Here is a 14,573-nt window from a genome sequence, read left to right on the forward strand (position 1 = left end):
TGCGGACTTTATTTCATCCTTTGCCCTGCAATGTTGTAGTTGCCTATTGTCAGTTGTCCGTTCTTTATAATCTTTTTTGGAGAAACCCTCTTGTTTGTTGTGGTGTTGATGTCACTTATACCGTCAGAAACGCCGCCCATGAATCGGAAACTGATGCTGCCGTCGGTGTTTTCCCTGATGTCAGTGATAGGGAACTTTGCCACCATATCATCTCCGGTATAGTTTTTGTATGCCTCAACCGCTGTGATGCCTTTGCTGCCGGGATAAGGGTCGCCCTTCAGCTCGTCAGTGAACATATCCTTTGTGGCAACTTGCGGTCTGCCTTCGTACCAAATTGTCTCATCGATAGAGTATGAGCCGAAGAGGAAACCGTCGGCAGGGATGAGAGTGAGGTTAGGCTTTCGGTATGTGTTGTTTGGTGACATGCCCTTTGTGCTGATGTCATTGACATGCGTGATGAGCAGGCCTGTGTTCCTCTGTGTGCCTTGAAAACTGTTCCAGTTGTCTTTACCGAAATTCTCGATGACATAGTATTCGTTTCTGTTTTCCGGGTTTGTGATGCGGTAAGCCTTGCCTTTGCCGTCCTCATTGTCAAGCGGATAGATGGTTATGTCTGCCGGTTTGTCAAGCTCTTCGAGTGTGAGCCAGCCCATAATGTCCCTTTCCCATGCCGCATACTGCACAGGCCAGAAGCCGTTGAAGAGGTTTTCTCCACCGTCCATCAAGTCCCAATCCTCCGGACCGCAGTTGTTCCAGTCGACCAAACCGTGTTCATCCTTTGGGGCACTTCCCAATGTGCGGTAGAGGTCAGGCAGTCCGAGACCGTGGCTCATCTCATGGCAGAGCACGCCGATGCCTGCTCTCAACGCCGTCCCTTTGTTTGCAGCTGCCGTTATGGCAAGCTCGTTTGAGAGACCGATGACCGAGATTCGCTTGCCGTCATTGCTGTAACTGCTTCTGTAAAAGCATTGTGGCCAAATGTCTGTGTCATCCCCACTGAGGTTTGCCCCTGCTCCGGCATAGAGGATATAGACCATATCCACCTTTCCGTCGTTGTTGGAATCGTATTTGGTGAAGTCTATATCGTTGTCGGCAAGTGCAAGAGCTTCCTTGATAATTGTGCTTGTCCTGCCGGAGTTGTACCCGTAGTAATCGTGTGGATGTGCGACGGTGTAGACTCCGTATAAGTCGAATTCAGGTGTGAAATTCCCAAAACTTGCATCAGAGAAGTATTGTGCCACGGAGCTATGTCCCTTGAATCGGTCGGCAGGAGTAAATTCCACGCGTTCCGTGCCGTTGAAATAATCTTCCCATACGCTTCTCTCGTTGAATGTGAACTTCACGTCTGTGTACTCAACCATTATGACCGGGATGCGTATCTTGCCGCTGTGCGGGCAGAAATCGCTGCTTGGGTAGCCTGCGATGGCTTTGCGTCTTGCCTGTGAAGCCTCAGCTCCTTTTGCGAAAAAGAGGTTCTTGTCCTGTGCTTTTGCCAATTGCAGTTCCTGTCCTTTCCTGCTGTCGAGGTTGTGTGCAAGCACTCCCGTGTTTTTCAATGAGCCGTCAGTGCAGATTTCTGCAATATAGAACGCCTTGTCTTGCTGCATGATGACAACTTCGTCCATTGTCTGATGCCATGAGAAATGCTCGTCACCGAGAAGGCGCACCATGAGAGTAGTGCCGTCAGGCTGCTTTACGGCTTTTGGTGTTCCTGATGATTTTGCTGCATGGATACAAGTGGCAGCGGCAAGTATAAATAAGGATAACAGAATGATTCGTCGCATAATGATTGTTTTTTAGTATGTGAATAAATAGTTATATTGTTGTGTATTAATTCACAAAGGTACGAATAATCCATGAAATAATCCATAATATTTAAACTTTTTTATTCGTTAGTTAGCGAAATTATGTTTACCTTTGCAAAAAATAAGTTGTAAATATATGGTATTCTTGTGGTATGATGTAGAGGAATACCATGTTTGGAATTTAGAATCACTCTAACTTTTTGAATAACAATATGAGAATAAACATCATTGCCGCTGTGGCAGAGAACCGTGCTATCGGATATGGCAACAAGCTGATTTATTGGTTGCCTGATGACCTTAAAAGGTTTAAGCAACTGACAACAGGACACACAATCATTATGGGCAGGAAGACTTTCGAGTCGCTGCCGAAAGGTGCTTTGCCTAACCGTAGGAACGTTGTGCTCAGCAGAGGGGCATTTGAAGGAGAATCACAGTCTGATGCGTTGCTCAACCAATTTCCGGGATGTGATGTCTACCCCTCGTTGGATGTCGCATTGAAGAATTGTTCGGAGGATGAAGATGTGTATATCATCGGAGGCGCGTCGGTCTATGAACAGGCGTTGCCCATTGCCGACCGCCTTTGTCTGACAGAAGTTTTTGACACTCCGGAAAAGGCGGATGCCTTCTTCCCTGAATATTCCGGATGGAGGGAAGTGTGGAGCGAGAATCACGAGATTGACGAGAAGCACAAGCAGCGTTTCCGCTTTGTGGATTATGAACGATAAATGTTTAGGTCTTTATTCATACTAAGCCACACCGCCTTTTCTGAACTCCGATGGTGATAATCCTGTGATTTTCTTGAATGTGGCATTGAATGATTGTGGCGATGGCATACCGACTTTGTTGCCTATTTCTCCGATGGACATGTCTGTCTCACGTAGCAGATGCTTGGCTTGGCTTATGCGCTTGCTGCGGATAAGTTCGGCAGGAGAAAGACCTGTCAGTGTGCGTACTTTGGTATTCAATGCACTACGGCTTACCTTCAGGATTTCCGTCAGAGTGTCAACATTGAGGGTTGTGTCGTCGATGTGTGCATCTATAGCCTGATTGAGTTGGCTGAGGAAGCGTGCCTGACGGTTGTCACTGATGACGCGTTCTGTCTGTACTGACGGTGGCTGCACAAGAGAGGAAGATGATTTGACAAGGTTCACGCAATGCGCCCTGAGTTGTTCGGCATTGAAAGGCTTCGTCATAAACACATTTATGCCTGTCAGCAAGGCTTTTGTCTTCAAGTCATCATCGATTTTTCCGGTCAGAATGATTATTGGGACGTGTGGATTATGCACTCCTTGGCGTATATGTTTTGCCATGGCAAGTCCGCTCATTTTAGGCATTGTCATGTCCGTGATGACGAGGTCGTATGATTCACTTTCCATTTTCCGAAGAGCCTCGCTTGCATTGCTGGCGATGTCCGTGTAGAAAAGTTCGTTTATCTCTTGCTGCACAAGCAGTGCCACGTCGTTGTCATCCTCCACGATGAGAATGCGTTGAGAGTTCAGAGGTTGAGCCCTCATGGCTTTGTACAAGGATGTGTTGTTTCTTTCTGCTGAACTTGTTTGAATTTGTATGGCAGACGCTTGAAGTCTTTCACTCTGTGAGTAAGCGTCTTCATTGGCAGGGATTGTCAATGTAAAGACACTTCCACCGCCATTGCGTTCGCAGTAGCTGATGCTTCCATGGTGTGCCTCAATGAGTGATGCCGTAAGGTTAAGACCGATGCCGATGCTGTCAGAGGATATTTTTCCGGTGACATAACGGTCGAACAAATGCTTCTGTTTCTCTTTGGAAATGCCGCAACCGCTGTCCTCCACAATGATTGCCACTGTAGAGTCTTGTTCGTTTTGCTTTACCTTCATTGTCACAATCCCTCCCGACGGCGTATATTTAAAGGCGTTGGAAAGCAGATTGTAGACAGCTTTGTCGATATAGTCGTGGTCGACGGGGACATGGAAATGCCTGCTTTGTGGCAGGAATTCCGCTGTTATCTTCCGCTGTTCTGCCACTTCATGGAAGGTAAGGAAAATGTTTTTCAGAAACTGCGGGAGGTCAGTAGGCTGCACTGCCACGGATAGTTTGCCTGCCTGCATCTTCCTGAACAGCAAGAGCTGGTCGGTAAGACGCCGCATCCTCTTGACACTCTGCGCCATGTTGCTGATTGGCTCGTGGAACTTTGCCGGTGGTACTCCTGCAGAGAGGATGCGGTCGATGGCAGCCTGAATTATGGTCAGCGGCATCCTGTTGGGAAGAGAGTTCGTTTCGCTCACAACATACGACACAATGTGATTGTCCGCCCGAGCCAAGACCCATGCCGACAGAATAGAAAGAAATATAAAGGTTAACCGCTTCACTGCTCAAAGATAACAATAAAAATTCGAATAATAACCAAAACAATAAGATATTGTTCAAAATAATAACAGATTTCTTTGCCGGGAGAGGTAATTTTGCAACCGAAACCATTCAAAACTACTAAATAATTTTTACACGACACATGAAACTTAATCTAATGTCCCTTGCACTTTTTTGCAGTGCATTCCTGATTCCCAACATATCCGTTGCACAGACGCAGGTGAAGCCACGCACAATCAATCTTGGCATCAGCGGTCCCGATATGGAGACGATAGGCGGTCCGAGTAAGAATTTCATCAAGTATAACATCGTGCCCAATGCACAGCGTGGCTCGGCGGTGCGTACCGGACTGATTCCGGACATAAAGCCTCTGTTCAATGCACAGATACGCGACACACAGATTTGTATAGGTGGTGATGGATGCTATTACCTGACAGGTTCCACCGGTGCCGACATCTGGAATTTCAATGATGGCGTGGAGTTGTGGGTGAGTGACGATTTGAAGAAATGGGACTATATGGGACTTGTGTTCTCGATAGAGAAAGACGGCACTTGGGAGAAAGAATGGAAATTTCATCATCATCCGGTGCGTGCTCTTTGGGCACCTGAGATTCATTATGTCAAAGGCAATTATTTCATCACTCTCAGTATGCCGCCGGGAGGACGCGGTCTTCTCAAAAGCTCCACAGGTTGTCCCGAAGGACCTTATGTTAATGCCCTTGGTGGGGACAATTATTGGCCTACTGACATTGACGGTTCACTGTTTGAGGATGAGGATGGCACAGTCTATTATCTCTATGGAGGTGGCAACATCGTCCGTATGAAGGACGACATGAGTGGTTTTGCCGAAGAACCGGTAAAGCCTGTTCTTCTCAGTCCTGACACCATAGCTTCACATCACGCCCCAAGTTGCAGCAAGCGCCGCAACTGTTCTGACATTGGTCATGAAGGAACGTATATGTTCAAGCGCAACGGTCTCTACTATCTCACAGCAGCCGACCAGTACGAGGGACGTTACAGCAGTATGGTGGCCATTTCCGAGAATATCTATGGACCGTACAGAATGCGCCATGAGGCTGTCCCATGTGGCGGTGGCACGGGCTATTTTAAGGACAAGAACGGTCAGTGGTGGTGCAGCTTCTTCGGTAATGACAGCCAAGCCCCTTTCCGCGAGATGCCTGCCATTGTGCCTGTCGGATTCCGTGAGGACGGTACTATACATGTTGTATTTGAGACATCTTTTAATAAATAAGACTATATGGCATTCATCGTTATTTCCCTTAACAAGTGTTGCGGTCAGGATTAGACAACTTCATTATGATATGGAAAAACATGTAATTTTGTGGCAGAAATACCATAACGCATAAAAATTAAATATCAAAATCAATATGAAAAGAACAACTATCACTTTTTTCCTCCTGCTACTATCATTAGCGACAATGCAGGCCGGCGGACGTCACAAGTATAACTTCAATTCACGATGGAAATTGAAGCAGATAGACAATAATGCCGTCAAGGCTCCAAATCATGATGATGCGGACTGGAAGAATGTTACCCTTCCTTACGCATGGAACCAGGAAGAGGCTTTCAGCCGTACATGTGACTCTCTGTCAACAGGTATCGTCTGGTACAGAAAGCATTTCGAACTGACCGAAGATCAGGTGAAGGACAAGAAGCTCATCCTTGAGTTTGAAGGTGCGCGAATGCTTGCTGAGGTATATCTTAATGACAGATATGTAGGCAGAAGTGAGAATGGAGTGATGGCTTTCGGCATCGACATCTCGCAATATGCAAAGGCCGGCAAGAACGTAATCGCCGTGAAGACAAACAACGACTGGCAGTATCGTGAACGCTCAAAAGGCAGCGACGGCAAAGAAAGGAATGCAAAGTTCCAATGGCATGACCATAATTTCTATGCCAATTACGGTGGTCTGCCAAAGGGCGTCACACTCCATGTTATGGATAAGGTCTATCAGACCCTTCCGCTTTATAGAAATCTTGGGACGACAGGCATTTATATCTATGCGAAAGATTTCAACATAAAGAAACGTACAGCTACCATTCATGCAGAGTCAGAGATAAAGAACGAGACCAATGCCGACAAGGCTTTCACCTACGAGGTAAGGGTGAAGGACATTGACGGAAAGACAGTGAAGTCATTCAATGGCGGCAAGTTTATTGTCAAAGCCGGTGAGAAAATTATGGCAAAGGCTGAGGCTAAAGTTGCCGGACTGCATTTCTGGAGTCTTGGCTATGGCTATTTATATAATGTGGAAACCATCCTTAAGGATGAGAAAGGAAATGTGTTTGACAAAGTGACGACACGCACCGGCTTCAGAAAGACAGAGTTTAAGAACGGCATGGTCTATCTTAACGACCGTGTGATAATGATGAAAGGTTTCGCTCCACGCTCCACAAACGAGTGGCCTGCACTTGGACAGTCGACACCGGCATGGATGTCTGACTATTCCAACAAGATGGTTGTTGACGGCAATGGCAAGTTCTTCCGATGGATGCACGTTACTCCTGCAAAAAAAGATGTCGAGTCATGCGATCGTGTTGGCTTGATACAAGTGTTGCCATTCGGAGATGCTGAAAAAGACCGAGAAGGAAAGCAATGGGAACAACGCTGTGAGTTGGCACGCGATGCAATAATCTATAACCGCAACAGCCCATCAATATTATTCTATGAAGGTGGAAATTCAAGAATTACACCTCAACACCAAGCCGATCTGAACAGAATTCGCGATATGTATGACCCTATGGGCGGTCGCGCATCAGGATGCCGTGAGCAGCTTGATGTGGCAGAAGCTGAATGGGGTGGAGAAATGTTATACATAAACAAAAGTGCAGGCAAGCCAATGTTTCAGACAGAATACTGCCGTGATGAAGGGCTGCGTGTGAACTGGGATAACTATTCATGGCCATACCATCAAAATGGAGAAGGATTGCCTTACAGGAATGCTTCGCCAAAGGATTGGAATCATAATATGGATGATTTGACCGTCGAATGGGTACGCCGTTGGTACGAATATTGGTTAGAACGTCCCGGTCAGGGCACTCGAGTCAACAGTGGCGGCGCAAAAATCATCTTCTCTGAGAGTAATACCCACGCGCGTGGTGCAGTCAGCTACCGCACATCAGGCGTAGTTGATGCTATGCGAATACCTAAAGATGGCTATTTCGCTCACAAAGTCATGTGGGACGGATGGGTTGACAATGAGAAACCATCTACTTTTATTGTAGGCCATTGGAACTATGAACAACAGGACGCAACAGAGACTCTTGGCAACAAAGGAGGAGAAAAAGTTGTGAAACCTGTCTATGTTGTTTCGTCTGATGAAAACATAGAACTGTATGTCAATGGAAAGAAGCAACCGGTTCCTGAACGTAAATACAACTATCTGTATGTGTTCAACAATGTTACTTTCGAACCCGGAGTCATCGAAGCCAAGGGCAGCAAGTCTTCTTATAAGATTGAAACAGCGGGTAAACCAGCTGCTATCCGTCTTACAAAAATAGAAAATCCGGCAGGCTTCGTGGCTGACGGACATGATGTTGCGATGCTGCAATACGAAGTCGTAGACGCTGAAGGTCGTCGCTGTCCTGTGGATCATCGTGAGTTTACGTTCAATGTCGAAGGCGAAGGCGAGTATCTCGGAGGCGCAGCGGCAGGCGGACGCAATGGCTACACTCGTGGAATAAAGGACAATCATGCAGACGATGACGACCACAAGAGCGATGATCCTGCTTATCATAACTGGGTGGGAGAGAATACCCTTCCTATCGAATGTGGCATAGGCAGAATCATGGTGCGCTCAACAACGAAGGCCGGTGACATCAAGGTCTTGGTTAAGGCAGAAGGACTTGATGATGCGACAGCGACATTCATTACAAAGGCGATTGACGAAAAAGGCGGTCTCTCTGAATATTTCCAGAACGAACTGCTACCGCTGAACCTTAGCATGGGGGAGACTCCTTCCACTCCTTCTTACAAGGACATCTATCGTGCAGTGAAGATTGTTGGTGCTAATGCCGGTGCAAATGCTGGTTCTGCAGCAAACTCTTATGACGATAATGAAAAGACAGAATGGAGCAATGATGGTCAGCAGGATACCGGTTGGATTACATTCAAATTAGCAAAGAAGGCTGTCATTGACAATCTCTCGCTGAAGATGTTCGGCTGGAAGAGCCGTTCTTATCCTTTGGAAATCTATGTCGGCAACGAACTTGCATGGAGCGGAAAGACTGCCCAAAGCCTCGGATATATCCGCATAAACCTTGACAAGAAGATTTCCGGCGACCAAGTGACCATCAAACTTAAAGGTGCTGCAGCAACTCACGACATCTTCACAATGAAAGAACTTGCAGGTGGCAATGCTAACGAGATGGATGCCAAGGCAAACAAGAAAAGCAAGAACTCACTGAGCATTGTGGAAGTAGAAATCTTGGAGCGCACAGGCAAGCAGTAAAGCTGTTATTGGCATGATTTTATGGTCATGTATGTCAAGATAGCAATGTATAATATATAAATGTATAATATATAATAGTGTCTGCTCATTTGGTTATAATGTTGCTTGATGCTATAAAATAAAACCTTTACACAATGAACAAGAGAATTTTTGCTGCCATGATGTTTCTGCTTGCCGTCAATGTGGCAGGTGCCAAGAAATGGTACATGGCAACCAATGGAAGCGACAGTAACAATGGCGACATTGATTCACCATTTGCCACACTGCCGTATGCGCAGAAAAAGATGAGCGCGGGCGATACACTGATGATACGTGGCGGAAAGTACAAAATCACGGAATACACAAATGTTCAGGAGAACATATATGCCGTGATTTTCGACATCACCAAGAGTGGCAAGTCGAAAGACAAGCCAACGTGCTTCTTCGGTTATCCTGGCGAACGACCGGAGTTTGATTTGTCTGCCGTAAAGCCTGAAGGCTACCGTGTGTCAGGCTTTTATGTCCATGCCAACTATGTGCATCTCAGAAACTTTGATGTTACGGGCATACAAGTGACCATAAAGGAACACACACAGAGTGAGAATGTCTCCGTGCGCCGTGGCAATCACGACATCACGATAGAGCATCTTGCACTGCATGACGGTATGGGCATCGGCGTTTACATCACCAAGGGAAGCAATGTGCTGGTACTGAACTGCGACGCATACAACAACTACGACTCTGTGTCGGAAGGTGGAAAGGGTGGAAACAGCGATGGTTTCGGATCACATTGTGATGACCGATTTACGGGCAATGTGTTCCGCGGATGTCGTGCATGGTGCAATAGTGATGACGGCTTTGACCTGATTAGTCAGCGCACGCCTGTCGTGATAGACCATTGTTGGGCGTTGTACAGCGGATACAGGACTTTCGCCACTTCCACTCCGGGTGACGGCAATGGCTTTAAGGCTGGAGGTTACGGCAAAAAGGCGCAGTCGGCAGCGTTCGACGCACCACGCCATGTAATCAAGAACTGCATAGCGTACAACAACAAGTCAAACGGTTTTTATGCCAATCATCATCTCGGAGGTAACGACTGGATGAATAACACGGCATATCAGAACAAGTACGAATACAGTATGGTCAACCAAGTTACGTGGGATGTGGGTGAGGATGTTGACGGCTATGACCACATGTTGGTGAACAATATTGCCGTGAAAGGCAAGAAAGGGCTTTACACTGCGATAGACAAAAGCCGTTGCACGCTTGTGAACAACACTTTCCTGCCACAGAACATGACTGTTAATCTTTCTGATTTTGAGAACTCTACGGACTATAAACAGCTTATTGCACCGCGAAATCCTGACGGCAGTCTGCCCGAGATTACTTTCTTGAAACTGAAAGCGACGAGCAAGCTCTATGCCTTGCAAATGGGCTGTCAGTTTGATTATGAGGACACGGGGCATGGCACAAGCATAGAGAATGTTGCTGTCTCCAAACGTCCGTCAGACAATGCGTACTATAATCTGCAAGGACAGAAAATCATGCATCCAAAGCCCGGAACTATTTACATCTACGGTGGAAAGAAGGTATATATAAAGAAATAAGTGGTTATCAATGTAACGAAAGGTAACCTTTTGCCATGTAAACTGTAACCGTTTGCCATGCAAAAGGTTACCTTTCGTTGTGTAAATCGTTATCTTTTGTTTTGTGTTCATTATCAAGGGTTTATGAGGCTTGTGTGCCTTTGCAGAAATCACCACTATGGAAGGACCGGATAAAGGGGTGTCTGCTGGCTTTTAACAAGGACGAATGCCATGGGCTGTACATGCTTCTTATGACGGTTAAAACCAAATGACAGCAATCAGAAACTTATGTTTAGCAATGACATTAGTAGAATAATGTTTGAATTATTAATAAAATGTTCAAAATAATAACAGATATTGTATTAAAAATTATAACTTTGTAGTCATATTGATTGAAGGGCGATTACTGTGCTAAAACGGATTTTTTTTTGCAAACCTGACTATTTATAAATATGAAACGACTGACAAAATTGTGTGCATCGGTAGCCATAGCCTTGTTTATGCTGCCGACATTCGCATCGGCACAGCGTATCCAGCAACCGTTGGGGCGTGGTGTTGTTGCTGTTTATGGCAGGAGCAATGGCTCTGCCGGAGTTGAGATTACTTGGCGCCGACTGGCTCAGGAACCGGAGAATGCGAGGTATAATGTTTATGTGTCGCAGAGCGAGACAGGAGAATATACGCTGCTGAATGCCGAACCGCTGACGAACACCAACTATGCGACAACATTAAGTAAAGTGCCTTACGGCAGTTATGTGGCGGTGAGTCTTGTTGCCGATGGCAATGAAAGTGCGAAGTCAAAGCCTTTCTTGTTTAAGAATAATGGTCTCCGCAATATCTATATGGAGATTAGTTATGACAAATCACCGTTGGACAAGACGAAATACACCACGAAGTTTGTGTGGCCCTGCGACTTGAATGGTGACGGAGAGTATGACTATGTCGTTGACCGTTGCCCTGTCGATGGCTCACGTAATTACTTTGTGGAGGGTTATCTCGCCGATGGAACTTTCCTTTGGAATGTCGACCTCGGTGTGAACGAGAAGCCTTGTGACGGTCAGAATGACAACATGTGTGCTTATGACATTGACTGTGACGGATATGGCGAACTGATTGTGCAGACTTCCGACGGCACTCGCTTTTGGGACTCAAAGACTGGAACTTGGGGAAAATATCTTTTTGGCAAGGACACTGCCGATTCTGACGGTGACGGCATAATAGACTATGACACGCAAAACACCAAGAATCCTCCGCGATATATGACCGTGGTCGACGGCATGACGGGTGCGGAGAAGGCAAGTGTGGAGTTTATGTACGATGATGCCTACAACCGCACGAACAAAGCATCGCTGATGGGAGAGCAGTACAACAAGCATGAGGCGCATGTGGGTATAGCGTATCTTGACGGAGTGCATCCTGCCATAGTCGGCGAATGGATGTCGCGCCGTGCGAGTGACAAGGTTCACATGTACCGCAACTGTGCATTCCGGTATGTTAATGGTGAATGGAAGCAACTATTCATGGAGAACATCGGCGGTGCTGAGTTTCACATGATTCGTATCTTTGATGCTGACGGCGACGGACGGGACGAGATGTCAAGCGGTGCATACGTCATGGACCACGACGGCACAACATTATATAATACAGGTATCTCTCACGGCGACCGCCACCGCACCAGTGACATCGACCCTGAGCGTCCGGGACTGGAAACTTTCTCTATACAGCAGAATGCTCCGGACATGCTCGGCATGATTCTCTACGATGCAGGCACCGGTGAACCGATAAAGAAATGGTACATGCCGGCAGTTGGCGATGTGGGGCGCGGTGACTGTCTTGACCTTGACCCTGACCACATTGGTTGGGAGATGTTCTCCACAATGGATGACTACCAGATGTATGACGCCAAGGGCAACAAGATAGAAGGCAAGAAAGGCTATTTTCCGACCGAAGGAATATGGTGGGACGGAGAACTTGACCGTGAGAATGTCAATTCTCCTGACGGTGGTGGCTACAACGCAATGATTGTCGATTACAAGAATGGCAGACTCATCGAAATGGCTAAAGAGTCAAACTGGACGATAAAGACCAGCAATGCAAAGCGTGGCAAGTATTGGGGCGACATCATCGGTGACTGGCGCGAGGAACTTGTCCTCATCCGTGAACGCGACGGTGTCTGCGAAGGAATCGTGGGTTTTACGACAGACTATAAGACTGACATCGACAACATCTATTGCTTGCAGCAAGACCCGCATTATCGTGGCGACTGCACTACGCGTGGCTACTATCAGTCTCCCAATCCTGGATTTTATCTCGGCTACGACATGCCGCGTCCACAGCTTCCGCCGTGCATGACAAGTGATGACGAGACTGATGTGTTCGGTATTGCCGACGGCAATGCTACCGTCACTCCGCGCAATGGTGTGAAGAAGGTTTATGCCATGCCGGTCAAAGGCCAGACATTGACATTTGACAGTAGGTCATCTGCTCAGGACGGAAACAGTACAGAGATTTGGAAAGGTCAGCAGGGTACACTTGTGATGGCACAGCCTCATTCCGGAGAAGTCTATATCACAGAAGGAACAGTCCGCGGAACATCATTCCTCGGTAATGTCAACCTACGTGCATGCGGCACTTTGGCAGGCGCATCGTTTGTCGATAACGTGATTATTGAAGGCGCACTCAACTATGAGGGCTGCCGACTGATGCCTGAGGAGGTAATGACCATCGGTAAGAAAGTTGTCGTACAGGAAAAGAAGAAACTCTACATCGAACTGATGCCGGGCAAAGACCGCATGGTACTTAAAGCTGGCGTTGATTTGAAAGGAACCATTGTTTTCAATCTTCCCGACGACCTGCCGGAAGGTAATTACGCCTTGGTTGAAGGATGCGATAACATTGACCTGAAGAAGGTGGAAGTGAACGGACTGAAAGGCAAGTCGTACACCTTCAAGTTGGTTGTTGGAGAAGGAGAGAATGCTCCTGCAATCCTTACTCTCATAGTTGAGGGACAGCGTGGTGCTGCCGATGGTGTGCTGTGGACAGGTGCCGAAAGCGCAGTGTGGGATTATCAGACAAAGAATTTCTCACTCAATGGACAGCCTACGGCATTCGTGGAAGGCGACAAGGTTGTTTTTGATGACAGTGCTGAGAAGACAACCATAACAATCAACGAAATGATGCCTGCCGATGCCGTATTCAAGAACAACAAGAGTTATACACTTAACGGAGTAGGAGGCATTTCGGGCAGAATCATACTTGAGTCAGGCAAACTGACCGTCAAGGAGTTGAACTATAACTTTGAAATAGGTAAGGCTACTCTCGCTGTGAACAACACCAACGCTTCATGCGAGAACCCTATCCTCCTTACCGATGCTGCAACGATTTCCATTGCTTCCGGCACAACATCGCTCAAAGGCAAAATCACCGGTGAAGGCTCGCTGCTCAAAACAGGTGCAGGACAGCTTAACATCACTTACGCCGGTGCAAATGCTTGGACAGAGACAATACTGCAAGCAGGAACGCTCGCAATGGGAACGTGGAACACAACCTTCGGCAAGTCAACATCACCAATCCATGTGACGGGGAACGCAGCCATCACTGTGTTTAACAATAACTCGACAAGCCAGATGCCACAGTTCCAGAACCCAGTGACAATCGACAAGGGCAAAACGCTCACTTTCCATGCTGGACAGCGTTGTGCGATAAAAGGCAAACTTCTTGGTGAGGGAACATACAAGATTGATTTCCCGTATGTGCGTGGTGATGTTTACACAAACTGCTCTCAATTCGAAGGCACTTACCATGTCACAACGACCAACTGCCGCTTTGTTCAGGCGATGGATCTCTCAAAAGCCACACTCAGAATAGACAAGGATGCAGAAGTGGTTAGTGTGAAAGCCGGTTCGGGTACAGCACAGAGCCTTACGCACAAAGTTGGCAATCTGACCGGCGAAGGCACTCTTGGCAACGGTACATGGAATGTCAGTGGAATAACTTACTCAACCGGTTCGACAATAATCACCGGCACACTGAAACTTAACAGTCCGCTTATTGACGTGACAGCACTGACCAGAGGCACTGTGCCAGACAATGCTGAGTTCAAGATTCTGACTATCAATGGCACTGCAAGCATTACCGGCACACCGACATTCTTCCCTGCCACACCGAAAGACGGCTGGGAGTGGGACACATCGACCCTCACCACTGATGGAGTGTTGCGCATGAAGCTGTCCACGGCAATAGATGCTGTTGAAAATGACAATGCAGCAGAGTCAAGTGTCTACACCGTCACCGGTGTTAAACTTCCGTCAAAGACCTCTGTCCCGAAAGGCAAAATCATGATAATGAACGGCAAGAAAATTCTTAAATGATAATATTATAATAAT

General features: G+C 47.0%; 7 protein-coding genes. 5 read left to right on the forward strand and 2 right to left on the reverse strand.

From position 1 onward, the window contains the following. Positions 1 to 8 precede the first annotated feature (8 nt). Positions 9 to 1,784: a M6 family metalloprotease domain-containing protein gene (locus tag E5358_RS03390; protein ID WP_135938880.1), complete on the reverse strand. Its 1,776-nt coding sequence runs from the start codon at positions 1,782 to 1,784 to the stop codon at positions 9 to 11. Between the two features lie 233 nt (positions 1,785 to 2,017). Here E5358_RS03390 and E5358_RS03395 point away from each other — a divergent pair, with 233 nt between their 5' ends. Beyond that, a complete protein-coding gene (locus tag E5358_RS03395) occupies positions 2,018 to 2,530 on the forward strand; it encodes a dihydrofolate reductase (RefSeq protein ID WP_135938881.1) in 513 nt (170 codons plus the stop codon). A gap of 21 nt (positions 2,531 to 2,551) precedes the next feature. Here E5358_RS03395 and E5358_RS03400 read toward each other — a convergent pair whose 3' ends face one another. Next, the gene (locus E5358_RS03400; protein ID WP_135938882.1) at positions 2,552 to 4,069 is read right to left on the reverse strand and encodes a hybrid sensor histidine kinase/response regulator transcription factor; all 1,518 of its coding nucleotides are present in this window, start codon (positions 4,067 to 4,069) and stop codon (positions 2,552 to 2,554) included. Between the two features lie 224 nt (positions 4,070 to 4,293). On the opposite strand from E5358_RS03400, the gene E5358_RS03405 reads away from it, so the two are divergent. The 4 genes from E5358_RS03405 (at position 4,294) to E5358_RS03420 (ending at position 14,558) form a co-directional block, all read left to right on the forward strand. Continuing rightward, the gene (locus tag E5358_RS03405; RefSeq protein WP_135938883.1) at positions 4,294 to 5,403 is read left to right on the forward strand and encodes a family 43 glycosylhydrolase; all 1,110 of its coding nucleotides are present in this window, start codon (positions 4,294 to 4,296) and stop codon (positions 5,401 to 5,403) included. Positions 5,404 to 5,539: 136 nt separating this feature from the next. After that, on the forward strand, positions 5,540 to 8,623 hold the full coding sequence (locus tag E5358_RS03410) for a sugar-binding domain-containing protein (RefSeq protein WP_135938884.1): 3,084 nt from the start codon (positions 5,540 to 5,542) through the stop codon (positions 8,621 to 8,623). Positions 8,624 to 8,757: 134 nt separating this feature from the next. After that, positions 8,758 to 10,209, forward strand: coding sequence for a right-handed parallel beta-helix repeat-containing protein (locus E5358_RS03415; RefSeq protein ID WP_135938885.1), 1,452 nt, complete (start codon positions 8,758 to 8,760; stop codon positions 10,207 to 10,209). 431 nt (positions 10,210 to 10,640) lie between these two features. Next, entirely contained in the window at positions 10,641 to 14,558 is a 3,918-nt protein-coding gene (locus E5358_RS03420; protein ID WP_135938886.1) for a rhamnogalacturonan lyase family protein, read from the forward strand. Positions 14,559 to 14,573: the final 15 nt, after the last annotated feature.

It is taken from the genome of Palleniella muris (assembly GCF_004792655.1).
GTDB classification, from domain to species: Bacteria; Bacteroidota; Bacteroidia; order Bacteroidales; family Bacteroidaceae; genus Prevotella; species Prevotella muris_A.

Excerpts from the sequence above, each read along its gene's own strand:
- E5358_RS03420 (WP_135938886.1), top strand. The coding sequence starts at position 10,641 with ATGAAACGACTGACAAAATTGTGTGCATCGGTAGCCATAGCCTTGTTT.
- E5358_RS03405 (WP_135938883.1), top strand. The coding sequence starts at position 4,294 with ATGAAACTTAATCTAATGTCCCTTGCACTTTTTTGCAGTGCATTCCTG.
- E5358_RS03415 (WP_135938885.1), top strand. The coding sequence starts at position 8,758 with ATGAACAAGAGAATTTTTGCTGCCATGATGTTTCTGCTTGCCGTCAAT.
- E5358_RS03390 (WP_135938880.1), bottom strand. The coding sequence starts at position 1,784 with ATGCGACGAATCATTCTGTTATCCTTATTTATACTTGCCGCTGCCACT.
- E5358_RS03395 (WP_135938881.1), top strand. The coding sequence starts at position 2,018 with ATGAGAATAAACATCATTGCCGCTGTGGCAGAGAACCGTGCTATCGGA.
- E5358_RS03410 (WP_135938884.1), top strand. The coding sequence starts at position 5,540 with ATGAAAAGAACAACTATCACTTTTTTCCTCCTGCTACTATCATTAGCG.